The sequence below is a fragment of the Brevibacillus sp. GCM10020057 genome (genome assembly GCF_042683565.1).
Taxonomy (GTDB): Bacteria; Bacillota; Bacilli; order Brevibacillales; family Brevibacillaceae; genus Brevibacillus.
This window is the reverse complement of sequence record NZ_JBHUJW010000021.1, coordinates 47,563-73,063: the sequence shown is the minus strand read 5'-3', so window position 1 is coordinate 73,063 and position 25,501 is coordinate 47,563. Positions and strand designations below refer to the sequence as shown.

Here is a 25,501-nt window from a genome sequence, read left to right as displayed (position 1 = left end):
GGTCCGGCCAACAAACAAAAAGCAGCCCCTCGCCACGGATTCATCTCCGCGCGAGGGGCTGCTGCTGTATCAAATGGTCATATGGCTTGATTAAAAGGCACGTCCGTACTGCTTCGGCGGCTCCAGCTCCTCCGGCGAGAGCGCCTGAATCGCGTGCAACGCCCAGTACGGGTCGCGCAGCATGCCGCGTCCGACCGCCACCAGATCGGTGTCGCCGTTGCCGAGGGAGGCTTCTGCCAGCTTGGGATCGTCCAGATTCCCGACTGCGATCACCGGCACGTCCAACGCTTGCTTGATGGCGCGCGCAAACGGCACCTGGTAGCCCGGATGGACACCCGGACGGCCGGCGGAGCCGATCGGTCCTTCTCCGCCGCTGGACAGATGGAAGACGTCGACGCCTGCTTCCTTGTATCTGCGGCACAGCTCCGTACTGTACTCCAGACCGTACCCGCCGTCCACGTATTCAATGGCAGAGACGCGCATGAGCAGCGGCATGTCTTCCGGAATGACCTTTTTGACCGCCTGGATCACTTCCACTCCGAACAATGCCGGGTCTTTTCCATATTGGTCATCCCGCTTGTTCGTCAGCGGCGAATGGAACTGGTGGATCAAATACCCGTGCGCGCCGTGAATTTCAATCGTGTCCATGCCTGCCTCGACGGCGCGTCTCGCCGAATCGGCAAACTTTTGTACCATTCCCTGCACTTCCTCGGTGGTCAAAGCCCGCGGCGTTTTGTAGCGGGAGCCGGGGAATGCGATTGCGGAGGCAGATACAGGCACTTCTGCATCTTCTGCCTTGCGTCCGGCGTGAGCGATCTGAACTCCGATTTTGGCGCCGTACTTGTGCACCTCAGAGACGATGCGGGCAAAAGCCGGAATTTGCTCATCCGACCACAAGCCCAGATCGCGGTTGGAAATCCGCCCGTCCGGCTCGACATCCGTCATCTCCACGATGATCAGGCCGGTTCCTCCGACCGCCCGGGAAACGTAGTGGACAAAGTGCCAGTCCGTCGGCGTACCGTCATGGGCCTCCACTGAGTATTGGCACATCGGCGGCATGACAATCCGGTTTTTCAACGTAAGGCCTTTTACTTGAAACGGGGAAGACAACAACGCCATTTGTTCCACTCCTCTGTTCTATTTCATGCGGTCAGGAAAGAAGCACCCCCCGTCCCGCACGCGCGCAACGAAGCCGCCCCACAAAAATCGGCGCAACCACGTTTTGCATTCATCATGCCAAAAGAACGCTGCGCATGCAATGCCTCCCTGCACTTTGGCGAAGCAGTATGCAGTTCTGTTTGCCTCCGGAATGAAACCGCCTTCATGGACAATAGCTCCCCGAGCTAGGAAGAATGGTGACGACCCACGCAAAAAAACCCTCTGCGGGAAAGTTTCATTCCCCAGAGGGTGCTCCTGCTCTCGTCTCCCCGATCCGTTTATTCCGGCATCGGGCCGATGTAATTCGACTGCGGGCGGATAATCCGGTTTTTGCCCGCCTGCTCCAGCACGTGCGCGCTCCAGCCCACCACGCGGCTCACTGCAAAGGTCGGCGTGAACAGGTCATCGTCCAGACCGACCGCGCGCATGACGGCTGCGGCGAAAAACTCGACGTTCGTATTCAGCTTGCGGCCCGGCTTGTATTCTTCCAGAAGCTGCAAGCCGACTTTTTCCACATGTGTCGCCAGATCGAACCAGCGGTCGCCCGCAGACAGTTCGGATGCCACGACGCGCAAGGCCGTCGCGCGCGGGTCAATCGTCTTGTAGACGCGATGGCCAAAGCCCATCAGCCGTTCGCCGTTCTCCAGCTTGTTGCGCAGCCACGGCTCCGCGTTTTCTTTGGTGCCGATCGCCTCGATCATCTCGGTGACCTCTGACGGCGCACCGCCATGCAGCGGTCCTTTCAATGTCCCGATCGCCGCCGTAATGGCCGACACCAGATCCGATTCCGTCGAGCTGACGACCCGTCCGGCGAAAGTAGAGGCGTTCATGCCGTGCTCCTGTGTCAGGATCAGATAAGCGTCCAGCGCGCGCACATGGGCAGGGTTCGGCTTTTCGCCTTTCAGCATGTACAGGTAGTTGGCCGTGTGACCCAGCTCTGGATTCGGCGCTGCCGGCTCCCGTCCTTGCAGACAGGCGAAGCGGTAAGCGACGATCGTCGGCATTTTCGCGGTCAGGGAAATCACTTCGTCGATAGTGGGCGGCCAGCCGTTCGCCGGACTGCCGAGCGCCGAGACGCCTGTGCGCAGTACGCTCATCATGTCCACATCCGCCGGGATGAGCCGCAAGATGCCTTTGACATGCTCGGGCAGTTCCCGATTCGCTTTCAGCTTGCCGCTGAACTCTGCCAGTTCCTCCGCGCTGGGTAAATGGCCGAACCAGAGCAAGTGGGCGACTTCTTCAAACGTATGGTGAATGGCCAGATCCCGCGCCCAATGCCCGCGGTATACGAGCAAGCCTTCCGTTCCGTCCACGAGACTGAGATCCGTCTCCGCTACGGCGATACCATCCAGACCAATTGCCAACGGGTGTTGTTTGCTCATTGATCCCACTCCTTGCATTGTCTTTTCTTTCCTTTAGTATACATAATTCGTATTCGTAAATAAAATAGAACAATATCAGCGCATTGATTATGAATCATTATTATAATATGGGCTATGTGCGCCCTGAAATTCCTACCGGCGGCATCGGCGCGTACAACGTGTACAACAGGTCGACGAAGTGCTGAGCCGGATCGGTGATGCCCCCTTTTGGCATCACGAGATAGGAAGCCACTCTGGGCAAGGTGAGACCGGGCGTCGGCAGCTCGATAAACCTGTTTTCAAACAAATCCCGGCTGATCGCCGTGCGGGGCAAAAAGGAGACACCCAGCCCCTCCTCAATAAATCGCTTGGTGATGTCCACCTGTGAGACAGCCATCGTGCGCAGGGACAAGCCGCGCTGGCGCAAGACCAGGAGCAGCTCATCCCAGTAGCCCGGATGATTATGGGTCAACAGCCGCTTCGTTTGCAGCTCCATCTCCCAGTCTGGCAAAGGAGAATCGATATCGCCCCCGTTGGTCGGCACGGCAAACACAACCGGGTCTTCGTATAGTAAGTACGTGGCAAGCTGGAATTCCCCCGGCACCATTCGGGAGAGGCCGATGTCAGCCTGTCCGCTCTGCACCAGAGGACCGATCTCCACGGAATCCGCGACTTTGATGGACAGATCGACATCCGGATAGAGCTTGGTGTACCGATGCAGCAAGTGGGACAGCCGCGCGCGGGCGATGATGGGAGAGACGGCGATCTGCAACTTTTCCCGATAGCCCTGCCGCCATGCCTGCAAGTCCTCCACCCCGTGATGCCACTCCTCCAAGAGTGCTTTCGCGTGCGGCAAATAGCGCTTTCCGGCGGCAGTCAATCTCACCCGCTTGCCCACGCGTTCAAACAGTTCGATCCCGAGTTCCTTTTCCAATTGCCTGATATGCTGGCTGACGGTTGGCTGAGCGATGTACAATGCTTCTGCCGTCTGATGAAAGTTTTCCGTCGTCGCCGCCACCATGAACGTTTGCAGCACGCGAAAATCCACTTGTTTTCCCTCCTGTTTCCTCGCTCTCAATGAAACGATAACCATTGCGTCAAATATGTCTCCCCGCCTGGAAGTAAAACCGGGGAGATTCATCCGATTTTTTGTCGTTTTTTCAATCGGGTCTAATTTCCTGTTTTTAGAAATTTTTTACTGCAACATACATTCCATGTACTCCCTTTATGGTACAATACAAAATCGAGTGCGCGAAACAGTTTCGCACTCCAAAAACATAAAGAGAGAAACCAAGGGAGGAACTTCATGGAAACTGCAACAAACGTGACCACGCCGCGCAAGAGCCTCAAAAAGCCGCTGCTGATCGCCGGTGTGGCAGCCGTCGTTGTCCTGGGTGGATTGGGAACGGCGTACGCGAAGCTGGATCTGTTCAAAAGCGCCAAAACCATCTACCTGCAGTCGGAAGCCGAAAGCATGCTGAAAATGTCCGACAGCATCTCGCAAGCCTACGGAAAATACGAAGCGTACATGCAGCCGTATCTGGAGAAGCCGGTCCATTCCACAGCCGAGCTCGGCGATATCAACCTCGATGCGACGATCCCGGACCCGCAGGCGCAGAAAGTGCTCGATCTGCTGAAAGACGCCAAGCTGGTCATGACAAGCAGCATCGACGACCAAAAGCGTCAGCAGTCCGGAAATCTGGAAGTGCATCTTGCGGACAAGAAGCTGGCCACCTTTGAATACTTCATGAACGACTCAATCGTCGGCTTCCGCCTCCCCGAATTTTACGCCAAATACGGCTACGTCGATCTGAAGGACCGCGCAGCGCTGCAGCAAAAGCTGGGCCAGGAGCTGCCGAAGCGTTTCATAACCTACCGCGACCTGTACAATGCCATGGCGATCAAGCAGGACGAAGTAAAGAGCGTGCTCACGCCTTACGCGCTGCTCTACGCCAGCAGCCTGAAAGACAGCCAGGTGACCCTCAAGAAAGACGCGGCATTCTCCGAGGAAGGTTTCCAGGCAGGCGCCCGGGAAGTGACCGTGAGCTTCACGCAAGAAGAGGCACGCGCTCTGGCTGCGCAAATCGCGGAGAAGGCCAAGGCCGACCAGAAGCTGTTTGACCTGATCTACAGCCGTTACCACAATGTCGCCGTGCTGATGGCGGACAGCGGCTATCCCGTCGAAGAGCTTTCCAAGGAAGATTTCAGGAAAAATTACGACAAAGGCTTGGATGACCTGCTGGCAAGCATCAAAAACGACACCTCGACCAGCAAGGAACAGCTGAAAATGGTCATGCTGATCGATAGCGACCACCAGATTTTGTCGCGCAAACTGCTCTTTACCGGCGAGCAAGGCAACGAGGAAAAAGTGTTCTGGAACAGCGCAACCTACCAAAACGGCGGCGACACGTACTACCGTTACTCCTTCCTCAATCCGGAAGATGCGCAGGACAGCGCGCTGACCATCACCTACAAAGCGTCCGAGAAGAGCGGCAAGACGACAGGCACCGTCGGCGTCGCCGTCAAAGAAGCAGGCGAAAACGCGCTCGATTTCAAAACGAACTTCGAGACAACCAAGGAAGGCAAGAAAGAGAACGGCACGTACAACTTCACGCTCTCGTTCCAGGACGAATATGAACCGAAGCCCGTTTCCCTCTCCGGCAATGTAACGGTATCCGAGACCAAAACGGACAACGGCATCGACTCGGAGGGCAGCGTGAAGATCGCCTTTGCCAATCCGTCTCCCGACATGCCAAAAGGCGTCAGCTTCAAGCTGAAAGCAAAGACCGAGTTCGGCAAGCCGCTGGACATTCCGGCGATGACCCCGGACAACTCCGTCAACGTGGCTACCCTCACCGACGAGCAAATGATGGGCATTCAACAAGAAGTCAGCCTCTCCGCCCAAAAGTTCATGGCAGAGCATCAGGACCTCTTGCAGCAGTTCATGATGCCGTAAGCTGCGCCGGCATAAAGCGCGGGAAGCAAGTTCCCGCGCTTTTTTGCGTTCGCTGTGTCTTCCCGATGGCTCCCGCCTTAGTCTGCCCGGCGCAAAAAGGCGCGGACGGTCTGGAAATAGGCTTCGCTTTCCTCCAGATAGCTGACGTGGGAGCTGTTTTCAAAGACGTGCAGCTTTGCCCCCGGCACGAGCGACTGATAGTATCCGGTCGACTCCGGGGTTGCTTCGTCGTATCGCCCGCAGACGAACAGCGCAGGATTGTCGATCTCATGCAGCCTTGGCGTATAATCGAACGTCTTGAGCGTTCCTGTCGGGCAAAATTCGGACGGCCCCCACATTTTCATGTAAATTTCCTTGTTTCCTCTGGGACGGCTCTCCGCCAAGGCGGCCGGCAACGGATCGATCCGGCAGACATGCCTGCTGTAGTACACTTTCATGGCTTCCTGGTACTCCGTGTGATCTGTTGTCCCCGCCGCTTCGTGGCGCGCAATGGTCTCTTGCACATCCGGCGGCAGTTGGGCCAGAAGGCGATCCGCATCTTCCTTCCAACGCATGGCACTCAGACACGGGCTGGAAAAAATGACGCTTTTCACGCCCTCCGGCTTGCGGTCGACGAGGTATGCCGCCGCCAGCATCGTACCCCAGGAGTGCCCCAAAATATGTAGTTCACGCAAATCGAGCGCTTCCCGAATCGCGATCAGCTCATCGACGAACCGCCCTGTCGTCCACAGGGAATCGTCTGCCGGCCGGTCCGAATGACCTGATCCCAGCTGGTCGTAAAAGATGACCGGACGCTCGTCGGCCAAAACGTGCAGCACCGCCTGAAGCGGGTCATGCGTGTTGCCAGGCCCGCCGTGCAGAACGATGAGCGGCGTCTTCCCGCGATGTTCTCCGCCCAGGAGGTTGTACCAGACTCTCCCTCCCGGAACTTCAATGAATCCTTCCTTGCGTTGCATGCTATTCCCTCCATTATATAAAGGATTCAATCAGCTGCTCTGCCCCTCCGTTGCAGCACCAATACAGCAAGTAGCAGATGGCCGCGTAAAAGACGAGGCGGTCTACGGTGCGGTACATCGCTTTGGACACTTTGATTCCCACCCAGCCTTGCTTGATCGGCCACAAAAACTGCACCCGCCCGACCAGCGCATCGCCAAGCAGATGGGACATGAGGCCGTAGAGCGCCGCCTGGGCGAGCGGCGTATCGCCAAAGAGAAGCGCCGGGAGCAGCAGCATCACCCATGAATGCGTCAGCGTCCGGTGCCCGATTCCTTTTTGCACCGCTGCCGATAACGGGCGGACGATGCTCCCGACCTTGCTTTTTGCCTGATCGACGTCAGGCAGCAGAGCCATCGCGCCGCCCACTGCGATCCCCTTCCAGGTAGGGTCCGCGCAGTAGCCGGCCATGGCTCCGAGCAGGAGATGTGTTTTCCACGTCATTTGCCTTCACACACTTTCATTGGTAGTCTAGTATCTTCTGCATCGCCCGTGTGCAGGCAAGCTGTTATTTTTTCCCTCAAGGCTTGAACCAGATGTCTTTGTAATCGACGAAGCCCAGGGCGTTCAGGGAGACGCCCGCAAGCTGCGAGTGATAGGCCGACTGCTGGAGGGAATGGAACAAAAACAGCATGGCATAGCGCTCCTTCAGCAGTTCCTCGGCCTGCAGCAAGCAAGCCTTTTGCCGCTCTGGCTCGGCTTCCCGCATGAGCTGGTCCATCGTCCGATCGATCGCCTCGCGTAGCTGCTCGTCCCACAGCAGACGGATAAAGCTGCGGTCAGATTTGTACATCTCCACCATTGCGAGCAGCAGCTGGTCGTCAAACACTTCCCCTGCCACGATCAGATCAGCCGCAAGCAGCGTCTGCGGCTTGTTCAGCTCCTCGATCGGCACGACGACCACTTCCACCGCGATCCCCATGCTGCCCAGCTCCTGCTGCAGCCAGGCTGCGTCCTGCTCGTTCCCCGCGCCTTTGTACGTGTACAGCATGAGCGTCTCTCCCCGGTAGCCGCTGGCCGCGAGCAGTTCGGCCGCCTCCTGCCGATCGAGCGGCGGCGGTGGTGGCATAGAGGCGGCTTCTTTCTGCCAATCGAGGATAAAGCCGGTTGCAGGCACGTATCTTGTACCTGCCACCTCGCGAATCATTTTTTTCCGGTCCAGCAGGCGGTCGACGGCCTCGCGAAACGCTTGATGCTGCTGGGGTCCTTTCCGGTTCAGATTAAAGGCGATGTACTTGCAGCCTTTTTCCATCTGCCGCAGCTCCTGCCATTTTTCCCTGTTCCCCTCCTGATCGAGCATCGGCTGCAGGACGTGCACTTCGCCTGCGATGGGCGGGATCGGCTGCTGCGGCTGCCTGTGCTCCGGGACGATCCAGATTTCCACCCGATCCAGATGGGCGCGTCCCAAAAAGTAGGAGGGGAACGCCTCCAAAACAAACATCCGGTCGCTGTTTTCCACCAGCGTAAACGGACCGCTGCCCACCGGCTCGCGGGGAAACAGGCTGCCTTTATGCTCGACCACTTCCCGGGGCACGATAGACAGGCGGTAAGACGCGAGGATGGGCAGCAGCAAATAATTGGGGCGCGACATCCGGAAGCGCACGATCGTGTCCCTGACGGCGACGACCTCCGCCACATCCTGTACCATCCAGCGATACGGGGAGCCGGTCCGCGGGTCTGCGATGCGCCCGAACGTCCAGACGACATCGCCCGCCGTCAGCTCCCGTCCGTGGTGAAACAGCACCCCTTTGCGCAAATAAAACGTCCACTCCGTCCCTTCTTCATTCGCCTCCCAGAAATGGGCGATGTGCGGCGTAAAGGTTCCCGTTTTCTCGTCGTAGCGAATCAAAGTGTCAAACAACTGCCTCACCATGTGCGATTCCGTCACCCGTCCCACGAACGCCGGGTCCAGCGCCGGAATCGTCCGGTAGAAAGACATCCGCAGCGTATCGCGCGTGCGCACCTCGTCCGTCTCGGTGCGAAAGCCGAACTGCCCGGACAGCCAGTCAAAAAACCGCTCCCTGGCCTTGCCCGATACTTTCCACTCATTTAGCAGCTGCATCGCTTTTTCCCAGTCGCCCTGCTGGACGTGCGCTTGCGCGAGCGGCAGGACGATCTGCTCGCGGGACGTGAGAAAACGAATCCGGGAGACGTGCCCCCTGCCCCTGCCCGGCAGCCATTCCAGCCATTGCTGCTCCACGAGCTGCCGTATGACCATCTTCGCATTGCGCACCGTACAGCAAAACACGTCAGCAAGCTCCTGGAGCGTGACCTGCTGCCACACGCCTTCCGCCACATGGGCAAAATGCTGGCGGAGCCGCAAGTAATGACAGGCGATCTGCACCGCTATCCACCCTCTTTGCCGTCTCGCTTGCTTCCCCGAGCATGTGAAACCCTGGCTGGACAAGCCATTGCCGCTCTGCCCAGACCTCGCCACAGCAAAAGGGGAAGCTCCCTGACTCTAACTTTACCCTTTTTCTTCCCCTTTTCCAAGCTACAATGAAAAGCAGGAAGGAGGAATTTCCCATGTCATCCGCCCAATATCAGACTGCCGCATCCGCCGCCGGAACGACGAAGCCTGCATCGATCTGGCGCAACCGGCCGTTTCTCATCCTGTTTTTGAGTTCTGCCTTCGTGACGTGCGGTGCAAAAGTATACGAATTGACGCTCCCGCTCATTCTCTACGACATGACGCGCTCGCCGCTTGCGGTGACGACAATGAAAAGCATCGAGTTTTTGCCCAATCTGTTGCTCGCCATGTTCATCGGCGTCTGGGTGGACCGCTTTTCCAAGAAGCGCTGGTCGCAATGGATGGTCTTCGGACAGATGATTCTTCTGTTTGTTCTGTATGCGCTGGCCGAGGCAGGCAAGGCCGAGATCGTCCATTTCTACATTGCCGGCTTCCTCTTGATGGCGTGCTACTACGGGTACAGCAACGCCCGCGTCAGCATGATCAAGCAGGTCGTGGAAAAGCCGCTGCTCACTTCGGCGAACGCTCACTTTTCCTTTTTGTTCACGCTGATCGAGATCATGGGGCCTGCGATCTCCGGGTTCATTTTGCTGCTGTCCAGTCTCCACAGCGGGCTGTTGCTCACAGGAATCGCCTACCTGGCCGCGCTGATCGCCGTCTCGCTTTTGGAACGGGAGAGGAAGCCCGACTCCCCGGTGGCGAAAGGCTCGTTCTGGCACGATTTTCGCGCAGGCTGGCGGGAGCTGCTCGCCAATCGGCCGCTGTGGCACATCACGATTCTCGTCGTCTTCCTCAATGCCACATCCGGGGTATACGACTCCATGATTATCTTTTTTGCCAAAGATCAGCTGAAGCTGGACAATTCCCAGCTGGGGCTTGTGCTTGCAATCGCGGGAGTGGGCGGACTGATCGGAAGCACGCTGGTCACGCGGCTGCGCAGGCGCTTTTCTACCGGCCGCCTGCTCGGGACGACCATTTTCCTGCTGGGCGTCTCCTACCTCATCATGGCGCTGGCACACCATACGTGGGTGCTTTGCCTGTCGCTGTTTTTGACGGGGATGATCGGCACGGTCGAAAGCATCTGCATCTGGACGTTTCGCCAGGAGACCACACCCGCTCACCTGATCGGGCGCATCAGCGGCATCACGGGTTCCATTTTCAAGCTGGGAATGGTGTTCTCGATCTACGGCTCCGGCTGGGTGACGGTCTGGAAGGGGCCATGGGCCGCTTTTCTGGCTGCCGCCGCCGGCAATCTGCTGATCTTCCTCGTCTATCGCCGCCTCTCCCTCTGGCGCCTCTCCTAGTGCTGCGGCAAGCAAAAACAGCTATCCCGACGTGCTCTGCTGCACGCAGGATAGCTGTTTATCCGTTTCGGAACCCTTCGTGCTGACAACCAGGCTGTCAGCAGGGCCGACTGTCCACTTCTTGACGGACGCTTCTTGCTCCACGACTCCCGGCCGGCCGATGCGGGAAGGCCGGGCCACGACATTGCCCCCCTGCCTCTCAGGCCGGCTCTCCCACACGACGACTGGCCTCGGTTTGCCTTGTCCGGCAGACTGTGTACTCATCCCTTATCGCCTCCATACTTTTGCTTCTTTCGGGTAGACAGCGAGGATCACCTGATACGTCTCCTGTCCGTCTGCATGGGTCTGATACTTCTTCACCAGCTGGTTGACCAGCTGCACGTACTCCTCCACGAACGCGCTGCGCTGCTCCGCACTGACGAGACGAATGGTGGCGTCCAGCGTGGCGCTCGGAATCTCGGTCTCCTGATCGGAGCGCTCCATCAGCAGCAGAGCATCCCGCTTGATCCGCTCCGCCGTATGGACCAGATGCGACAGGGCTCCCTGATCCTTCATCTGCTGAACCGTATCGCTCGCCCAGTTCAACGCTTCGGACAAGATGTACGTTCTGGCAATCGCCAGGTAGAGCACCTCGACCAAATTGCGCACCTGGCGGCTGCCGACCTTGCGCACCAGCCCCACCTTTTCCAGTGCTTTCAGGTGGTAGTTTACGCGCTGCGGAATTTCATTGATCCCCCGTGCCACTTCCGCTGCAGAAGCCGGCTCTGTCAAACGGCTCAAGATTTCGGCACGCAGCGGGTTGAGCAGGGCCATCGCCTGCTCCGGCGATTCGACTACGTACGTATCCAACTGTTCGTGGGCCACAAAAACACCTCGTGATATTATTCATTTACGAAAAAATAGTTTATTACGTGGTTTTTCGTTTGTCAAATGCTGGACGAGCCTGAAAAAGTTTGGCTTTGCCAAGCCCTTTAGCGAAGTCTTGGCTGCCCTTATACTGCATCAGAATCTTCGCCAGTCTTGGCTGTACGAAAAACCCCCGCTTATTCAGCGGAGGCTCTCCATCGTTGCCTTCTTCTTTTTTGCCGTCCGATTGCAACTCTTCGCGGCTGTCACGAATAATCTACGGTTTCCCCATCATCAGGCACCGTTACCCGTTCGGCCAGCTGCCGCTCGCCCAAATAGGCGCGCAGCTCGCTTCTGCTCAGCAGACAATGGTTCCACACTTCCATGTGCGCGACGAAGATTCGGCTGTCGGGTGCAGCCAATGCCAGCTGTGCGACGTCCTCCTTGGTCATGGTAATCGGGTCTCCGGTCAAAAACCGGGCAGCCCCGGCAAAGCTCACGATGACGTCCGGACGATAGGCGGCCAGCGCTTGCTCCACTTCCCCGCACCAGATCGTGTCCCCTGTCAAATAGAGCGTCGGCTCGCTGCCATCTGCAGCCTTTAGCACAAATCCAGATACGGGTCCCATTTTCTCCCCGATCTCGCCGGTGCCATGACGCCCCCCTGTCCGATGCAGCCGGATGCCTTCCCACTCGGCTTGCGAGTCCACCACGTTTACCTGTTCAAAGCCGTGCTCCAGCAGCTTTTCCCGGTCTGGCGGCTGGCAAAAAAGCGGTACGTGCTTCGGAAGCTGGCTCACCGCTGCGTCGTCCAGATGGTCGCGGTGCGTGTGGGTAACCAGGATGGCGTCCACGCCAGCGACCGCTTCGCTGACAGACATCGGCAGCTCCACGCCGGGATTGGGCCTTTGGTTGGGTGTATTCGGAGTCGCCGGCAGCTCCCCTGCCCGGCTGAACATCGGGTCTACCAGCAAGGTGCGCCCTTTATACGTCACGCGCAACGTCGCATGCCGCACGAGCTGAATGTGCATATTCGCTCTCTCCTTTGCCTTGTATACTTGTATAATGAAGGAACCTTGCCATTATTGTACGACGGATGCCGCTGATTCCGCGAAAGGAACAGCCTCCAATCGACTTTCACCGTGAAAGGAGATTGGCATGCTCGATCATACGGATCTGTCCATCCTCGCCCTGCTGCGAGAAAACAGCCGCCTGCAGTGGAAGGACATCGGCGAGCGCGTCCATTTGAGCGGCCAGGCCGTCGGCAACCGGATCAGGCGGATGGAGGAACAGGGCATCATCCAAGGATACACCGTACGCATCAACCTCTCCATCGCAAGGATCAAATAGTCCAATCGAATCCTGCTTACGTACACCTTCGCATTTTTATGGTTGCCGGATTATGTGAACAGGAGTAGAATGTTGGGTACCAAGAACGAAGGTTCTTGTGTTGCCAAAAGAAAGGAGGAGAATCGCCACGGAAGACTTTTTGTTTCTGCTTTCCCTGGAGGATTTCTTCGCCTTGTTCGCCATTTTTGCGGGGTGCTTCACTTCGATTCTCTGCATGAGACGAAGCGTGTCCCCGCGAAAACTGGCTGTGAAATGGCACCCTGGCGATACTTATCAACCAGACATTAATCCCGGACTGGTTGAGACTTATCCGATGGCGGCAAGGCAGCCGCTGCGCATCCGATTATTTCGGCGTATGCGGCACACAGATGGCGAAGCAGACACATACGATCACCTGATATTTGGCTAGACCCATTCGCGGAAACCCAAAAAGGAGGTAGATCTTATGATCGCCAAGTACATCGGAGAAGCTCTGTTGTTTGCTGTCAGCCTGCCTATCTTTGCATTCCAGACGGCCGAGGGCCTGCACGCGCTGGCAGACGCTTTCGTGCAAATGTCCGATTTCATTACCTGGAAATAACGAACATAGCCTGGCCGCCCCTTTTGGCGACCAGGCTTTTTTGCGCCCGTTGCTCGCAACTGCTGCTACTCGTCGCTGCGATGCTTGGGTTTACCTTTATCCCATCTCATGGTATAGTGGAACTATCATATAAGCAAATAACGATACAACTAAAGGAGGAGCCTGTCATCACAGGATTCTTTTTGTCTTTTTTCGGTAAACGGACAAAAAGGGGCCTGTGATCGCAGGCTCCTTTTGCTGTTTATTTCTGACTAAAGGGGGATTATGCATGCTTATTTTGCAAATAGCCGTCATCCTGCTCGCTTCCAAAATCGCCGGAGACATCAGCGTGCGCCTGGGGCAGCCTTCCGTTCTCGGCAAGCTGCTGGTCGGGATCATACTCGGGCCGAGTGTGCTCGGAATCGTGACAAACACAGAAAGCTTGCAGGGAATCAGCCAAATCGGCGTGATTTTGCTCATGTTCCTGGCCGGCCTGGAGACGGACGTCGACGAATTCAAGCGGACGGGCAAATCGTCTACCTCTGTCGGCGTCTTGGGCATTCTCGCGCCGCTGGGAATGGGGTACGCCGCCGGGCTCGCCCTCGGACTCACTTCCATGCAAGCGATTTTCCTCGGCCTGCTGCTCTCTGCCACAAGCGTGAGCATCTCGGTACAAACGTTAAAGGAACTCGGCATGCTGAAGTCCAGAGAAGGCGCGACCATCATGGGAGCGGCAGTGATCGACGACGTGCTGGTCATCATCGCCCTCGCCTTTTTGATGAGCTTTGCCGGCGGCGACGTCGAGCTGGGGGGTGTGATTTTGAAAAAAGTCGCGTTTTTTGCCATCGCCCTGTTCGTCTCCTGGAAGGCGGTTCCCTGGGTGCTGAAGAAATTTGCGCCGCTGCAAGTCACCGAGTCTGTGACAGCAGCGGGCCTGATCCTCTGCTTCCTGTTCGCCTGGTTTGCCGAGTACACGGGGGTGGCAGCCATTATCGGCTCGTATATCGCGGGAGTCGCCATCAGCCTGACTCCGCACAGGGAGGAGCTGACACACAAAGTCGAGACGATCAGCTACTCGTTTTTCGTCCCTGTCTTCTTCACCTCTGTCGGCGTGACGGTGCAGCTTGCCGGAATCCGGGAAAACCTGTGGGGGATCGTCCTGCTTAGCGTGCTTGCGATCGGCTCCAAGCTGCTGGGTGGGGCGCTCGGCGCGAAGCTGACCGGCTTTGCGTGGAGAAATTCATTGGCGATCGGCTCGGCCATGATCTCCCGCGGAGAAGTCGCCCTGATCATCGCCGCCATCGGGCTGGAGAGCCAGCTGCTGACCGAAGACATGTTTGCCGTGCTGGTTGTGGTTGTCCTCGTCTCTACTGTCGTAACGCCGCCAGTCATGAAACTGCTGTTCCGCGACATCGGAAGTAAAGCAGACCCCTCTCCGAAAGGGCAGACAAGATGTTAACCGTTCGGAAGAAATTAGTGATTCTTGATAAAATAAAGATGAAGATGATCCGGTAATAAAATGGTACACATGAAGGAGATAAAACCGTGGCAAAAAACAAACTACTAAGAATGGACAATGTTGGCATCGTTGTAGAATCCCTTGATGACGCAATCGCTTTCTTCGAGGAGATTGGCTTGAAGCTTGAAGGGCGAGCTACTGTCGAAGGGGAATGGGCTGGTCGGGTGACCGGGCTGGGTTCACAGTGTGTAGAGATTGCTATGATGGTTACCCCGGATGGCCATAGCCGACTTGAACTTTCGCGATTTCTCACCCCGACAACTATATCAGATCACCGAACTGCTCCAGTAAATGCCCTCGGTTATCTACGAGTCATGTTCACCGTTGAAGACATTGACGAAATGGTATCCAGACTCACTAAGCATGGTGCTCAGCTCGTTGGCGAAGTGGTTCAGTACGGAGACTCGTATCGGCTCTGCTACATTCGTGGAGTGGAAGGACTTCTAATCGGTTTGGCGGAACAACTCGGTAATAAATAAGTAACGTTCATAAAGAAGGCTTGAATCCCAAATATACAGGAGCCTCCGCGCCAATGGTGGTTCATTGTTCTACCTGAATTTTCGCACACATAGAACTAGGTTTCACTTTCGCGCAGCATTTTCCGATATTATTTTTTTCATGTATTCGTAGTCTTTGCCCAAAAGGAGACAAAGGAGGCAACATGAAAATCATGAAAATCGTCATCGCCCCTGATTCATTCAAAGGATGTCTTACGGCCCGGCAAGCAGGCGAAGCGATTGCTGCGGGCGTACGCAAGGCGCTGCCCGAAAGCGAGATCGTCATCAAGCCGATGGCGGACGGCGGCGAAGGAACGCTGCAATGTCTCGTAGACGCAACAGGGGGCAAACTGCTGCAGACCGTCGTCAAAAACCCGCTTGGCCGGGACATCCCCGCTGAATTTGGCATTCTCGGCGATGGCATCACCTGTGTGATCGAAATGGCTGCGGCATCCGGCTTGTACTTGCTTTCAGCCAAGGAGCGGAACCCCCTTCTCACGACGACCTACGGATTCGGCCAACTGATTCGTGCCGGCCTCGATCTCGGCTGTCGCCGCTTCATTCTCGGCCTTGGCGGGAGCGCGACCAATGACGGCGGAGGGGGCATGCTGCAGGCGCTCGGGTTTCGATTGCTCGATGCGAATGGGGCAGACCTGGATTTTGGCGGAGGGGCGCTTTGCAAATTGAGCCGGATCGACCGCAGCCAGGCAGATAAGCGCCTCGAGGAGTGCCAATTCATCGTCGCCTGTGACGTCACGAATCCGTTTATCGGACCGAACGGAGCATCCCGCGTGTTCGGTCCGCAAAAAGGAGCCACCCCTGAGATGGTTCAGCAGCTCGATGACAATTTGCGCCATTTCGCCGATTTGATCCAGGCTGTGGAGGGGATCTCCATCCACTATATGGAAGGGGCAGGAGCTGCTGGCGGTGTAGCCGGCGCTCTACTCGCTTTTTTGCGCGGGCATCTGCAATCCGGTATCCAGATCGTCCAGGAGACGACGAGGTTGGCCGAAGCCATGGCCGGAGCCGAGTTCGTCTTTACCGGGGAAGGACAAGTCGATTTTCAAACGGCGCACGGGAAGACTCCCTGCGGCGTGGCACAGCTCGCCAGGCAATTCGGTATTCCTGTCATCGTCCTGGCCGGGGCCATCGGGAGCGGCATCGAGGCCCTGTACAAGGAAGGGGTCACCGCCGTGCTGGGCATCGCAAACAAGCCTATGACCTTGGAGCAGTCCATGGCAGAGGCTGCCGCGCTGCTGGAACAGACCGCAGAACAGGCCACGCGCATTTATCTTGGCAAGAAAATCTAAAGAAAGCCTGCATGCGTCCCGATGGTGTTAATCCAGGCCCGATCAACGGCGCAAACGGCTTTTGCTACCTCACTTTTTTCATCGCCACGGCTTCCCCGTAGGGGCCGATGACGGGCTGGTAGACGCTGCGGTTGTTCAGGGAGGCTTGGTCAACGACCGGAGCGGGGTGATTGTCCTTCCAGGTCAGGAGGCTGTAGGTGTCTCCCGCCGGATTGGGAATCGTCACGAGGATGTCCTTGATGCCGTCCGGGTTGCCTTGGGTAATGGCGAGCTTCGGCATGTGGCCGCTGTCGGCGTTGCCTACGCTGATAAAGGTTTGCTGGTTGTTCTTGCCTTCGCGGACGACGACGACAAGATGGTCGGCACGCAGGTTCATGGCGTTGCCCATCTTGTCGCCGACCAGCAGGATGTGGTCGGCTACGCCGTCCCCCGTCACGTCCGCGTATTTGGTGTCCAGCACGCGGGTGATGTCTTTGCCCATGGAAAATCCGCTGTTGATCTCCACATCAACAGACGGCAGGTTGTCCCAGTCTCCCTTTTGGACAGAGACGCTGATTAGCTGCGGCTTCTGGTTTACAATGTTCCACACGCTGGTCGCAATGGCGATGCGGTCTTCCCCGTTGACGCCCCAGATTTTTTGCTGGCCCCTCCACCGGAGATTGCCGGCTGCGTCGTAATACGGCACCAGCTCGACCAGCTTTTCGGAGAAGCCGTTCATCTGCTTCGCCAGCTTGCCATTTGGCAAATAGACGCCTTGACGCACATATGTTGCTTTGTTCGCGGAGACGTCAAAGGTGCTGACTGCTTTCGTCACCTCGTTGGTCACGTTCACTTTGAAGCCATCTGCAAACTGCACGCGAAAAGGAATATGATACTGCGGTTGAAGCAGGACTACAGAAGCAACCGTTTGAGGATTGAGTGCTTTCGCCTGGACCGGATCGGTTCCCAGACCCAGGCCAGACAGAATCGCGCCGCTGCATGCGACAGCCAGCAAAGATTTGCGCCAAGCTTTCATGTGTAATTTGTCCTCCCTTTGGATCATGCTCTTCTTTCCATGCCAAACAACTTCTCTGTCGTATTCTTAACGCTCCCAATAAACCAAATGTTCCAAGCAATAATTTCCTTTCCTCCGCTCGTTTTTTTACCGCTTTGCAACAACTTTCCGCAAAGGACAGGCTACAATAGACTCAATCGACCCAGAAGCAGAAAGGAATCTTCTCCATGAAAAAGGCTTGGCTCTACTCAGCCGCAATCTGTGCGATGCTCATCAGCGGATGCGGACTGACAGACACCCCCAACGAATTGATGCGCGCGCCTGCCGCTGACGGCGACCAGCAATCGATCAATCAGGCGGTCATGCAGTTTTTGCCGCCGGGGTCCCAGCTCACGGTTCCCCTCCGCCCCGATGAATCGAGCGCGGTCTCCCTGCAGGATCTGACCGGAGACGGCTCGCCGGAAGTGACGGCCTTTTACAAAACAGAAAAAACCGATTACGAAATCGGCGTGCTGATTCTGTCGCAGCAGCAGGGCAACTGGGCAAAGCTGGCCTCCTTTACCGGCATCGGCAGCGAGCTGGACTACGTCCGGTTCGTGGACATGACGGGCGACCACATCCCCGAGATTTTGATCGGCTTCGGCGGCGGCGACGACCTGAACAAGGAGTTGTCTGTCTACCACATCGAGCAGGGAAATTTGCGGGAGCTGCTAAAGCAGACGTACTCGGTCATGGCTGTCGGCGACCTGACTGGCGACAACCTGGCTGATCTGGCCATCGTCCTGCACGACCACAACGAGCTGACCTCGCAAGTCCAGCTGTACGGCGCCGACCATGGCAAGCTGGGCAAGCTGACCGAACTGGCGATCGACGGAGGCGTGAACGGCTACGAACAAGCCATCATCGGCAAAGCTTCCGCCACGCAGCCCGGCCTGTTCATCGAAGCTGGCCTTGGCGCACACTCCGCTTCTACGGAACTTTTGGTGTGGGATAACGGGCAGTTGCGCGATCCGCTGGCGAAGATCGACGGGCAGATCGATCTGACATTCAAACCGTATCCGTTATACAGTGAAGACATCAACGACGACGGCATCATCGAGATCGGCATCAGCACGCAGCCGCCGGGAAGCGAAGATTTGCCCATGGCGGCCGTTCCGTGGATTTCGTCCTACTACCGCTGGGATGGGGCAAAAGGCTTGATCCATGTCGAGGACCATTACCAAAACTACGGAAACGGCATGGATTTTCGCATTCCTGCAAAATGGGAAGGAAAATACACGGTAGAGGTCGGACAGCAGACCGATTCACCGCCGATCCGCCTGCTCTATTACGACGAAGCGGCAGGAAAAAAGGCGGAGCTGCTCACGCTGCAGGCCGTCCCGCAAAAGTCGCGGGAATCGTTCGAGGCCGGTCTGAAGCAAAAGCACGTCCCCTACGTCTTGCTGAAGGAAGAAGGGACACAGGTGCACGTAGCCATCCTGCCCCAGGAGTCGCCCGAGTGGAACGCTTCCGCCCTGCAGGAATACAAAGCGATGCTGCTGTCGCCGGACGAAATCCGCAAGCTCTATCGGCCGCTGCGGGCACGGCTATGAGCGGACAACTGGCCCGCCTAGACCAACCGGAAAGGAGACCGCATTGATGAAAGTGCTGCTGTTGGAGGATGAAAAATCGATCCGCGATTTTGTCCGTATCAATCTGAAGCGGGAAGGCTGGGCAGTCGTGGAAGCCGAGACCGGGGAAGAAGCGCTGGAGCTGGCAGACAGGGAGCCGGACATCGAGATCGCCATCCTCGACGTCATGCTGCCCGGTATGGACGGCTTTGAAGTGTGCGGGCGGCTGCGGCAAAAGTACCCCCGCCTTGGCATTATCATGCTTACGGCCAAAAGCCAGGAGCGGGACAAAGTAATGGGGCTGGAGTTCGGAGCGGACGACTACGTGGGCAAGCCGTTTAGTCCCGCAGAGCTGCTGGCACGGGTAAAGGCGCTGTATCGCCGGCTCTCCTCTGCTGCCGTGCCGCCTGTCGAGAAAAATGAGCTCGACCTCTCCCCCTTCACCCTGCTCCTCGATGAGCGAAAGCTGGTCAAACAGGATCAGGAAATCGTATTGACCCCCAAAGAGTTCGCCATAATCAAGCTGCTCGGAGAAAATGCAAACAAGGCGATCAGCCGCGACGAAATCCTGACCGCCGTCTGGGGACAGTTTTTCATCGGCGACCTGAAAATCGTCGACGTCAACATCCGGCGCATCCGCCAAAAAATCGAGCGCGATCCCGCCCACCCCGCCTTCCTGGAGACGGTATGGGGCTACGGCTACTTATGGCGAAAGGACGTTTCTCATGAAGGGAATTAGGACCCGGCTGATCGTCTACTTCGGCCTGATCCTGCTCTTGATCGTCCTCGTGCTGGAAGGGTTGTTTTACTGGGCGGTACACACGTATTACTTCGGGACAGCCACAGAGGCGCTGGTGACTCGCTCCACGACATTCACCACCTTCATCAACAAATACGCCACTGGCTACCGCCTCAAGGACAAGGCGCGTTATATTCTGGAGAACGCCTCGGACGAGGAATACGCCAAAATCGAAGTCCTCGACATCAACGGCAAAGTCATCCTGAATTCATACGGATTCCAGACAGGGGAAATCATCCAGACGACCGATGTCACCGATGCCCTGAAAGGACAGACAGGGATTTATGTCGGGAAAACGCCGCAGACCCGCGAGCGCGTCATCGCCGTGTCCGCTCCGCTGACCTTTGACGGTGAATACGTCGGAGTGCTGCGCTACACCATCTCGGCGGAGCCGTTCTATCAGGCTGTAGGCCGAATCGCCATGTACGGGGCAGGCGTCGGCGCGGGTGTCGTCATTTTTGCCTTTGCGCTGAGCCTCATCATCGCCAAGCGCATTGTCGATCCCATCGAGGACCTGACCAAGGCCGCGACGCAGATGGCTACAGGCAATTTTTCCGCGCGTGCGGTCAAACGCTACGATGATGAAGTAGGGACGCTGGCCGAGGCATTCAACTACATGGCAGCGGAGATCGGCAGGAACGAAAAGCTGAAGAACGACTTCATCTCCTCCGTCTCCCATGAACTGCGCACCCCGCTGACTTCGATCAAAGGCTGGGGGGAGACACTCATCTCGGGAGGGCTGTCCGAGCCGGAGGAGACCATGCTCGGCCTGGAAGTCATCTCCAAGGAGACAGACCGGCTGATCGGCCTCGTGGAAGAGCTGCTCGATTTCTCCAAGTTCCAGTCCGGCGAAATGAAGCTGTCACTGGAGCGCATGGACCTGCGGGAGGTGCTGGACGATTTGCAGCTGCAATACGCGATCCGCTCCCAGGAAAAGAAGGTGGCCCTCCAGATGGAAATTCCCGCCTCTCCGCTCGCGGTCATGGGCGACTTCAACCGCCTCAAGCAAGTATTCGTCAACCTGCTGGACAACGCATTCAAATTTACACCGCGCGGGGGGAGCATCATATTGACGGCTGCAGCAGCGGCAGGCCGGCTGATGATCGCGGTCGCCGATACGGGAGAAGGCATCGACGCCGAAGACCTGCCCCATATCACCGGAAAGTTTTACAAGGGACGGTCCAAACTGTCCGGCAGCGGCCTGGGTCTGGCCATCTGCAAGGAAATCGTGGAGCTGCACGGAGGACGACTGTCGGTACACAGCCACCTTGGGCAAGGCACGACCATCACCGTCGAATTGCCGGAAGCACCTTCCCTGCCTGAGACGGAACAAGGGTAGGAAGATCGCCCGCTACTTCCTACCCCCCTGCTGCTTGCCGCCAGCCTATGTGCGCAGCCTTCGCTTCCCTTAAAAAAAGGAACGCTCGCGAGCGTCCCTTTCGTTGCCAATATTAGAAGCTGTTTTCAATCACAAGCTGATCCAGTCCCAGGCGATCTGTCGGATGCGCGGCTACGCTCGCTTTTCCCAGCGTGAGCATGAGCGTCGGCAAGTAGCGGGATGGAATGTTCAGCGTCTCGATCAGCTTGTCTCTGTCGTAGCCACCCATCGGGCAGGTGTCGTAGCCCTTTGCCTTTGCGGCCAGCATCAGCTGCATCGCAGCATAGGAAGAGTTGCGGATCGCCTCGTCATGCGCCAGCTGCGGATTGTTTTTGTAGGCGGCTTCGACCTGACCGACCAGCGTGTCGCGTACTTGCTGCGTAACTTTGCCACTGGCAACGGCTGCGTCGTAAACGAGAGCCGCCGTCTTGTTTGCCTCCAGGTCTCCCAGTATGATGATGGTAGCGTAGGCGTCCACGACTTGCTGCTGGTTGTACGCGATCGGCAACAGCTTTTGCTTGACCTCCGGATCAGTCACCACCAGAAAACGCCAGTGCTGCAGGTTCCACGAGGATGGCGCAGTCGCTGCCAGCCGCAAGATTTCGTTCAACTCGCCTTTGGGGATGACTGCCTTTGGATCGTATTTGCGAACGCTATGTCTCGCTTCCATCGCCTGTTCGACGGTAAATTTCACATCGGTTTGCACTTGAAAAACCTCCTTGCACTTATGCCTTTTTTCAGTTATATACTTACTTTAATATAGTTAGTTCGTTTTGCCAACACATTTGTACAGTTTTGCGCACCTTCATCTTATTGTTTGGAGAGGATCTGTATGAAATTCAAGGATAACATTGTCATCGTCACCGGGGCGGGAAACGGCATCGGACGGTCAGTCGCCGCGATGTATGCCGCTCATGGCGCACATGTCGTGATCGCCGAGAAAAACCGGGACGCCGGAGAAGCAGCCGCGCTCGCCATCAACGAATCCTCCCAAACGACGGGAAGCGCCGTCTTCCATCCCACCGATGTCAGTCAGCCGCAGGAAATTGAGCAGCTGATGCGCTCGACAGGCGAGCGTTGGGGCAAAATCGACGTGCTCATCAACAACGCCGGCCTGTCCGTCTGGAAGTCTCCTTACGACCTGTCCGTCGAGGAATGGGACTACATCCTGAATACCAATCTGCGCAGCGTGTTCCTCGCCTCCCGCGAAGCTGCCAAGATCATGCGCACGCACGGCGGCGGCGCCATCGTCAACCTGTCCTCGACCCGCGCCCACACGTCGGAGCCGAATAGCGAAGCATACGCGGCTTCCAAAAGCGGCATCCTGGCCTTGACCCACGCTCTCGCTGTGTCGCTCGGTCCGGATGGCATCCGCGTCAACGCCATCTCTCCCGGCTGGATCGAGACCGGCGACTATGCTGCGCTGCGCCCCGAGGACCACGCGCAGCATCCCGCCGGGCGGGTCGGCGTGCCTGACGACATCGCCCGCGCCTGCCTGTTTTTGACGCAAAAGGACAACGATTTTATTACCGGCACCGAGCTTGTCGTCGACGGCGGCATGACGCGCAAGATGATTTACGTGCCGTAAGCCAAACCAATGCCCCTCCTGTTGAATACCTTGGTAGTACCAAGAGACAAAGGAGGAGTTCCATGCCATTTGAAGAGGAAGACCTCAGACTGCTCGCTCTATGGCTGCTGGCCATCGGGTATCTGATTCTTGCCTTCACAGAATTGGCTGCCCTTTCCTACTGATACACGACCATTTGTACCTGTACGGCAGGGCAGAAAGTTCAGCTTTGCCGATCCGCTGCCGCACCCCTGGCCCCCACGCCTCGCCCTGAGCCGCACTGTACAGAAAAAACCACTCGCCGTCTCACGAGTGGTTTTTCCCATTTTTATCATTTCAGAACGCCTACCACGTCTTAAATGGCGGCGAGCCCGGCATCTGATGCTGGAGCTGCTCCATGATCGGATAGCCGTATGCCATCACGATGAGAAACGCAAGCAAGCCAATCCATACCGGCCATCTTTCCAGCAAGCGCGGAACCTGCTGCGCGGTTTCCGTCTCCCCGATCGGGTACTCTGTGTAGCCTTTCGGTGCCTTGAATGTCAGGTACAACAGAATCAAAATCAGCAGAATCCCTGAGACGAACAGCAGCCCGCCGCCGAACGCCATCACCCGCTCATAGTCCATCCAGCCGAGTGCCGTCGGGTGATCCATATAGGTCGTGTAATCGGTCCGGCGCGGCGCTCCCTGCAAGCCCATCGAGTGCATCGCTGCCGACATGAGGAACATCCCGACTGCCCAAAATACCGTCTGCACCATCCCCATCCGGTTGGCCGTGCGCGTCAATGTGCGTCCGGTCAGTACCGGGATGAGCCAGAAGCTGACCCCGAAGAAGGTCAAGGCGACAGCCGCCCCTACGGTGATGTGGAAGTGTCCGGTGACCCAGATCGTATTGTGGACAACAGCGTTCATCTGGTTACTTGCATTGATGATACCGCCTGCTCCCCCCGGGATGAAGAACAGCATCCCGACGAATGGAGCGAAGAAGCGCACATCCGTCCACGGCAGCTTTTTCAGCCAGCCAAACAGCCCGATTCCGCCTTTTTTGCGGCCCGTCGTCTCAAAGACCGCAAACATGGAGAAAGCTGTCATGAGCGACGGGATGACGACGATGAGCGTCAGCGTCACGTGAATCATTTTCCAGCCGGCGGAAATTCCCGGCTCCATCAGCTGATGGTGGAACCCGACCGGAATCGAGAACAGCAGCAGCAGAACAAACGCGAGGCGGCTAAGCGAGTCGCTGAACACATGCCCGCCGATGATCCGCGGCACGCAGACATACCAGGCGATGTACGCCGGCATCAGCCAGAAGTAGACGAGCGGGTGCCCGAAGAACCAGAACAAGGTTCGGCTCAGAATGATGTTGATGGTCGGCGAAATTCCCAGCGACCACGGGATCAGCTGGAAGATCACCTCGACCGCCACCGGGAGCGTTGCGACGATCCAAAGCACGAACGTCGCGACCGACATGAAAACAAACAGCGGCGATGTCTGTCCCTTGTGCTCCCGCTTCCATTTGGCGTAGCTGGCAAAAACCCCGAAGCCTGCAAACCAGCTGCCCACGACCAGCAGCGCAGCCCCGATGTAGAAATACGGGGACGCCTTCAGCGGCGCGTAAAACGTGTACAGCACCGAGGCTTCGTTCATCAAAATGGTGACGACGGCCATCAAAGTACCGGTGACCATCAAAATCCACCCGGCCCAGCCCCAGGCCAGAGAGGTGCGGTGCAAGGAGCCGCCTGTCGTGCGCGCAACCCCCGTCAGAAGAAAGCCTACGATGAAAAACGTGGTAAAAATGAGTGCCATGAGCACACCGTGGGCAGTCAGGATCTGATAGTAATTCGTCCAGCTCGGCAGCTTCATGATCCCGCCGCGCACCATGCCCTGCAGCATGCCTGCCAAAGCAGCCAGGCCAAAGGCGGTGTACGCTACCCAGATGTAAGCCAATCCGAGACGGGCAGCCGACCGCGCGACGGGACCCGGCAGTTTATCCGTCTCTACCTTTCGTGCGATAACCATTTTGAATCACCTCACTCTATTTCACGATAATCGTGGTCGCCATCACTTGATGGCCTGCACCGCAGTATTCGTTGCAGATGATCAAATACTCGCCCGGTTTGTCAAAGGTATGAGATGCGGAGTTGATATGTCCGGGCAGGACCATGAAGTTGACGTTCGTCCCGGGAATCTGGAAGCCGTGGACGACATCCGGACTCGTAACGTGGAAGTTGACAGTCGAGCCGACGGGCACTTCCATCTTGGTCGGCGAGAAGCCAAAAGCGAAAGCCGTCATGTAGGCGTCGTATTCGTGATCCCCCACCTTTTTCAGGCCGGGATTGTCAAAAGGCGGCGTCTTTGTTACTTCTGCCGGGTCGATCATTTCCATATCGCTTGGCGGCGCCATCCCCATGGCAAATGCGTTCACGCAAAGCAACGCGATAAACAGCGCCAAGGCGCCGCCGCCCAGCATCAACCAAATTTTTTCATACTTATGCAGATGCATACGTACCCTCCTTCGCTCTCCCTCTTATGCACGCTCCAGGAAAAGGCCAAATACACCAAACCAGCTGAGGAGAATGATTCCTCCGACGATCAGAACGGCGGCAAACGTCCCATTCAGCACTTCCGGTTCCTTTTGCGGGACGGGCTGCTTTTGCTTCTGCTTCTTTTGCTGGCTGCTCGTCTGCGTCTCCATCGCTCTCTCCCCCTTTCCTTGTGGCCGTTACGCCTTCATTCTATCCTGCGGCAGTTGGCGAAGTAATTCGGGGAAATCCCCTAAAGTGGGGGGAAAACACCCTGATATTAACCAGTTTCTGTCACAGGTTTGACA

Annotated in this window: 24 protein-coding genes and 1 pseudogene; 11 read left to right on the top strand and 14 right to left on the bottom strand. The window is 57.1% G+C overall.

Annotation, left to right across the window (positions count from 1 at the left end; translation table 11 throughout):
* Nucleotides 1-90: 90 nt before the first annotated feature.
* The 3 genes from ACFSO0_RS06255 to ACFSO0_RS06245 form a co-directional block, all read right to left on the bottom strand.
* Entirely contained in the window at nt 91-1,119 is a 1,029-nt protein-coding gene (locus ACFSO0_RS06255) for an NADH:flavin oxidoreductase/NADH oxidase (protein WP_376877876.1), read from the bottom strand.
* 317 nt (nt 1,120-1,436) lie between these two features.
* Nucleotides 1,437-2,540, bottom strand: a complete 1,104-nt coding sequence (locus ACFSO0_RS06250; protein ID WP_376877873.1) for a citrate synthase — start codon at nt 2,538-2,540, stop codon at nt 1,437-1,439.
* A 112-nt stretch (nt 2,541-2,652) separates the two neighbouring features.
* Entirely contained in the window at nt 2,653-3,567 is a 915-nt protein-coding gene (locus ACFSO0_RS06245; protein WP_376877870.1) for a LysR family transcriptional regulator, read from the bottom strand.
* 258 nt (nt 3,568-3,825) lie between these two features.
* Between ACFSO0_RS06245 and ACFSO0_RS06240 the strand changes: the two genes are divergently transcribed.
* Nucleotides 3,826-5,475 carry a hypothetical protein gene (locus ACFSO0_RS06240; RefSeq protein ID WP_376877867.1) on the top strand — a complete coding sequence of 550 codons (1,650 nt, stop codon included), beginning with the start codon at nt 3,826-3,828 and terminating at the stop codon, nt 5,473-5,475.
* A 77-nt stretch (nt 5,476-5,552) separates the two neighbouring features.
* Here ACFSO0_RS06240 and ACFSO0_RS06235 read toward each other — a convergent pair whose 3' ends face one another.
* The 3 genes from ACFSO0_RS06235 to ACFSO0_RS06225 all read right to left on the bottom strand — a co-directional run bounded on the left by ACFSO0_RS06235 (nt 5,553) and on the right by ACFSO0_RS06225 (nt 8,812).
* On the bottom strand, nt 5,553-6,431 hold the full coding sequence (locus ACFSO0_RS06235) for a proline iminopeptidase-family hydrolase (RefSeq protein ID WP_376877864.1): 879 nt from the start codon (nt 6,429-6,431) through the stop codon (nt 5,553-5,555).
* A gap of 13 nt (nt 6,432-6,444) precedes the next feature.
* Nucleotides 6,445-6,912, bottom strand: coding sequence for a metal-dependent hydrolase (locus ACFSO0_RS06230; RefSeq protein ID WP_376877861.1), 468 nt, complete (start codon nt 6,910-6,912; stop codon nt 6,445-6,447).
* 76 nt (nt 6,913-6,988) lie between these two features.
* Nucleotides 6,989-8,812 (bottom strand): SgrR family transcriptional regulator, encoded by a 1,824-nt coding sequence (locus ACFSO0_RS06225; RefSeq protein WP_376877858.1) that lies wholly within the window; start codon nt 8,810-8,812, stop codon nt 6,989-6,991.
* A 182-nt stretch (nt 8,813-8,994) separates the two neighbouring features.
* Between ACFSO0_RS06225 and ACFSO0_RS06220 the strand changes: the two genes are divergently transcribed.
* Complete coding sequence (locus ACFSO0_RS06220; RefSeq protein WP_376877855.1) at nt 8,995-10,242, top strand: MFS transporter; 1,248 nt, start codon at nt 8,995-8,997, stop codon at nt 10,240-10,242.
* A gap of 21 nt (nt 10,243-10,263) precedes the next feature.
* Here the strand turns inward: ACFSO0_RS06220 and ACFSO0_RS06215 are convergent, their stop codons facing one another.
* The 3 genes from ACFSO0_RS06215 to ACFSO0_RS06205 form a co-directional block, all read right to left on the bottom strand.
* Nucleotides 10,264-10,506, bottom strand: coding sequence for a hypothetical protein (locus ACFSO0_RS06215; protein ID WP_376877852.1), 243 nt, complete (start codon nt 10,504-10,506; stop codon nt 10,264-10,266).
* A gap of 3 nt (nt 10,507-10,509) precedes the next feature.
* Nucleotides 10,510-11,106 (bottom strand): winged helix-turn-helix domain-containing protein, encoded by a 597-nt coding sequence (locus ACFSO0_RS06210; protein WP_376877849.1) that lies wholly within the window; start codon nt 11,104-11,106, stop codon nt 10,510-10,512.
* Nucleotides 11,107-11,354: 248 nt separating this feature from the next.
* Nucleotides 11,355-12,119, bottom strand: a complete 765-nt coding sequence (locus ACFSO0_RS06205) for an MBL fold metallo-hydrolase (RefSeq protein ID WP_376877846.1) — start codon at nt 12,117-12,119, stop codon at nt 11,355-11,357.
* Nucleotides 12,120-12,246: 127 nt separating this feature from the next.
* On the opposite strand from ACFSO0_RS06205, the pseudogene ACFSO0_RS06200 reads away from it, so the two are divergent.
* The 5 genes and pseudogenes from ACFSO0_RS06200 to ACFSO0_RS06180 all read left to right on the top strand — a co-directional run.
* Nucleotides 12,247-12,414: pseudogene (locus tag ACFSO0_RS06200) on the top strand (AsnC family transcriptional regulator); the annotation flags it as partial.
* A 469-nt stretch (nt 12,415-12,883) separates the two neighbouring features.
* Nucleotides 12,884-13,018 (top strand): hypothetical protein, encoded by a 135-nt coding sequence (locus tag ACFSO0_RS06195; protein ID WP_376877843.1) that lies wholly within the window; start codon nt 12,884-12,886, stop codon nt 13,016-13,018.
* A 268-nt stretch (nt 13,019-13,286) separates the two neighbouring features.
* Nucleotides 13,287-14,456 carry a cation:proton antiporter gene (locus ACFSO0_RS06190; protein ID WP_376877840.1) on the top strand — a complete coding sequence of 390 codons (1,170 nt, stop codon included), beginning with the start codon at nt 13,287-13,289 and terminating at the stop codon, nt 14,454-14,456.
* Between the two features lie 86 nt (nt 14,457-14,542).
* Complete coding sequence (locus tag ACFSO0_RS06185) at nt 14,543-14,995, top strand: VOC family protein (protein ID WP_376877837.1); 453 nt, start codon at nt 14,543-14,545, stop codon at nt 14,993-14,995.
* Nucleotides 14,996-15,186: 191 nt separating this feature from the next.
* Nucleotides 15,187-16,323 (top strand): glycerate kinase family protein, encoded by a 1,137-nt coding sequence (locus tag ACFSO0_RS06180; RefSeq protein ID WP_376878096.1) that lies wholly within the window; start codon nt 15,187-15,189, stop codon nt 16,321-16,323.
* Between the two features lie 64 nt (nt 16,324-16,387).
* Here the strand turns inward: ACFSO0_RS06180 and ACFSO0_RS06175 are convergent, their stop codons facing one another.
* Complete coding sequence (locus tag ACFSO0_RS06175) at nt 16,388-17,338, bottom strand: hypothetical protein (protein ID WP_376877834.1); 951 nt, start codon at nt 17,336-17,338, stop codon at nt 16,388-16,390.
* A 206-nt stretch (nt 17,339-17,544) separates the two neighbouring features.
* Between ACFSO0_RS06175 and ACFSO0_RS06170 the strand changes: the two genes are divergently transcribed.
* The 3 genes from ACFSO0_RS06170 to ACFSO0_RS06160 are packed head-to-tail and all read left to right on the top strand — an operon-like array spanning nt 17,545 to nt 21,065.
* Nucleotides 17,545-18,909, top strand: a complete 1,365-nt coding sequence (locus tag ACFSO0_RS06170) for a VCBS repeat-containing protein (RefSeq protein WP_376877831.1) — start codon at nt 17,545-17,547, stop codon at nt 18,907-18,909.
* A gap of 46 nt (nt 18,910-18,955) precedes the next feature.
* Complete coding sequence (locus ACFSO0_RS06165; protein WP_376877828.1) at nt 18,956-19,666, top strand: response regulator transcription factor; 711 nt, start codon at nt 18,956-18,958, stop codon at nt 19,664-19,666.
* Entirely contained in the window at nt 19,653-21,065 is a 1,413-nt protein-coding gene (locus ACFSO0_RS06160; RefSeq protein WP_376877825.1) for an ATP-binding protein, read from the top strand. The genes ACFSO0_RS06165 and ACFSO0_RS06160 overlap by 14 nt, the downstream gene beginning before the upstream one ends.
* Before the next feature lie 112 nt (nt 21,066-21,177).
* On the opposite strand, the gene ACFSO0_RS06155 is transcribed toward ACFSO0_RS06160, so the two are convergent.
* On the bottom strand, nt 21,178-21,774 hold the full coding sequence (locus ACFSO0_RS06155; protein WP_376878093.1) for a nitroreductase family protein: 597 nt from the start codon (nt 21,772-21,774) through the stop codon (nt 21,178-21,180).
* A 162-nt stretch (nt 21,775-21,936) separates the two neighbouring features.
* On the opposite strand from ACFSO0_RS06155, the gene ACFSO0_RS06150 reads away from it, so the two are divergent.
* Nucleotides 21,937-22,692 carry an SDR family NAD(P)-dependent oxidoreductase gene (locus tag ACFSO0_RS06150; protein WP_376877823.1) on the top strand — a complete coding sequence of 252 codons (756 nt, stop codon included), beginning with the start codon at nt 21,937-21,939 and terminating at the stop codon, nt 22,690-22,692.
* Nucleotides 22,693-23,016: 324 nt separating this feature from the next.
* Here ACFSO0_RS06150 and ACFSO0_RS06145 read toward each other — a convergent pair whose 3' ends face one another.
* The 3 genes from ACFSO0_RS06145 to ACFSO0_RS06135 are packed head-to-tail and all read right to left on the bottom strand — an operon-like array spanning nt 23,017 to nt 25,366.
* Complete coding sequence (locus ACFSO0_RS06145) at nt 23,017-24,690, bottom strand: b(o/a)3-type cytochrome-c oxidase subunit 1 (protein WP_376877821.1); 1,674 nt, start codon at nt 24,688-24,690, stop codon at nt 23,017-23,019.
* Between the two features lie 16 nt (nt 24,691-24,706).
* Nucleotides 24,707-25,174: a cytochrome c oxidase subunit II gene (locus ACFSO0_RS06140; RefSeq protein WP_376877819.1), complete on the bottom strand. Its 468-nt coding sequence runs from the start codon at nt 25,172-25,174 to the stop codon at nt 24,707-24,709.
* A gap of 24 nt (nt 25,175-25,198) precedes the next feature.
* Nucleotides 25,199-25,366, bottom strand: a complete 168-nt coding sequence (locus ACFSO0_RS06135; RefSeq protein WP_376877817.1) for a cytochrome c oxidase subunit 2A — start codon at nt 25,364-25,366, stop codon at nt 25,199-25,201.
* Between the last annotated feature and the right edge of the window lie 135 nt (nt 25,367-25,501).

Excerpts from the sequence above, each read along its gene's own strand:
- ACFSO0_RS06255 (WP_376877876.1), bottom strand. The coding sequence starts at position 1,119 with ATGGCGTTGTTGTCTTCCCCGTTTCAAGTAAAAGGCCTTACGTTGAAA.
- ACFSO0_RS06250 (WP_376877873.1), bottom strand. The coding sequence starts at position 2,540 with ATGAGCAAACAACACCCGTTGGCAATTGGTCTGGATGGTATCGCCGTA.
- ACFSO0_RS06240 (WP_376877867.1), top strand. The coding sequence starts at position 3,826 with ATGGAAACTGCAACAAACGTGACCACGCCGCGCAAGAGCCTCAAAAAG.
- ACFSO0_RS06235 (WP_376877864.1), bottom strand. The coding sequence starts at position 6,431 with ATGCAACGCAAGGAAGGATTCATTGAAGTTCCGGGAGGGAGAGTCTGG.
- ACFSO0_RS06230 (WP_376877861.1), bottom strand. The coding sequence starts at position 6,912 with ATGACGTGGAAAACACATCTCCTGCTCGGAGCCATGGCCGGCTACTGC.
- ACFSO0_RS06220 (WP_376877855.1), top strand. The coding sequence starts at position 8,995 with ATGTCATCCGCCCAATATCAGACTGCCGCATCCGCCGCCGGAACGACG.
- ACFSO0_RS06215 (WP_376877852.1), bottom strand. The coding sequence starts at position 10,506 with ATGAGTACACAGTCTGCCGGACAAGGCAAACCGAGGCCAGTCGTCGTG.
- ACFSO0_RS06205 (WP_376877846.1), bottom strand. The coding sequence starts at position 12,119 with ATGCACATTCAGCTCGTGCGGCATGCGACGTTGCGCGTGACGTATAAA.
- ACFSO0_RS06195 (WP_376877843.1), top strand. The coding sequence starts at position 12,884 with ATGATCGCCAAGTACATCGGAGAAGCTCTGTTGTTTGCTGTCAGCCTG.
- ACFSO0_RS06190 (WP_376877840.1), top strand. The coding sequence starts at position 13,287 with ATGCTTATTTTGCAAATAGCCGTCATCCTGCTCGCTTCCAAAATCGCC.
- ACFSO0_RS06180 (WP_376878096.1), top strand. The coding sequence starts at position 15,187 with ATGAAAATCGTCATCGCCCCTGATTCATTCAAAGGATGTCTTACGGCC.
- ACFSO0_RS06175 (WP_376877834.1), bottom strand. The coding sequence starts at position 17,338 with ATGAAAGCTTGGCGCAAATCTTTGCTGGCTGTCGCATGCAGCGGCGCG.
- ACFSO0_RS06170 (WP_376877831.1), top strand. The coding sequence starts at position 17,545 with ATGAAAAAGGCTTGGCTCTACTCAGCCGCAATCTGTGCGATGCTCATC.
- ACFSO0_RS06165 (WP_376877828.1), top strand. The coding sequence starts at position 18,956 with ATGAAAGTGCTGCTGTTGGAGGATGAAAAATCGATCCGCGATTTTGTC.
- ACFSO0_RS06160 (WP_376877825.1), top strand. The coding sequence starts at position 19,653 with ATGAAGGGAATTAGGACCCGGCTGATCGTCTACTTCGGCCTGATCCTG.
- ACFSO0_RS06155 (WP_376878093.1), bottom strand. The coding sequence starts at position 21,774 with ATGGAAGCGAGACATAGCGTTCGCAAATACGATCCAAAGGCAGTCATC.
- ACFSO0_RS06150 (WP_376877823.1), top strand. The coding sequence starts at position 21,937 with ATGAAATTCAAGGATAACATTGTCATCGTCACCGGGGCGGGAAACGGC.
- ACFSO0_RS06145 (WP_376877821.1), bottom strand. The coding sequence starts at position 24,690 with ATGGTTATCGCACGAAAGGTAGAGACGGATAAACTGCCGGGTCCCGTC.
- ACFSO0_RS06140 (WP_376877819.1), bottom strand. The coding sequence starts at position 25,174 with ATGCATCTGCATAAGTATGAAAAAATTTGGTTGATGCTGGGCGGCGGC.
- ACFSO0_RS06135 (WP_376877817.1), bottom strand. The coding sequence starts at position 25,366 with ATGGAGACGCAGACGAGCAGCCAGCAAAAGAAGCAGAAGCAAAAGCAG.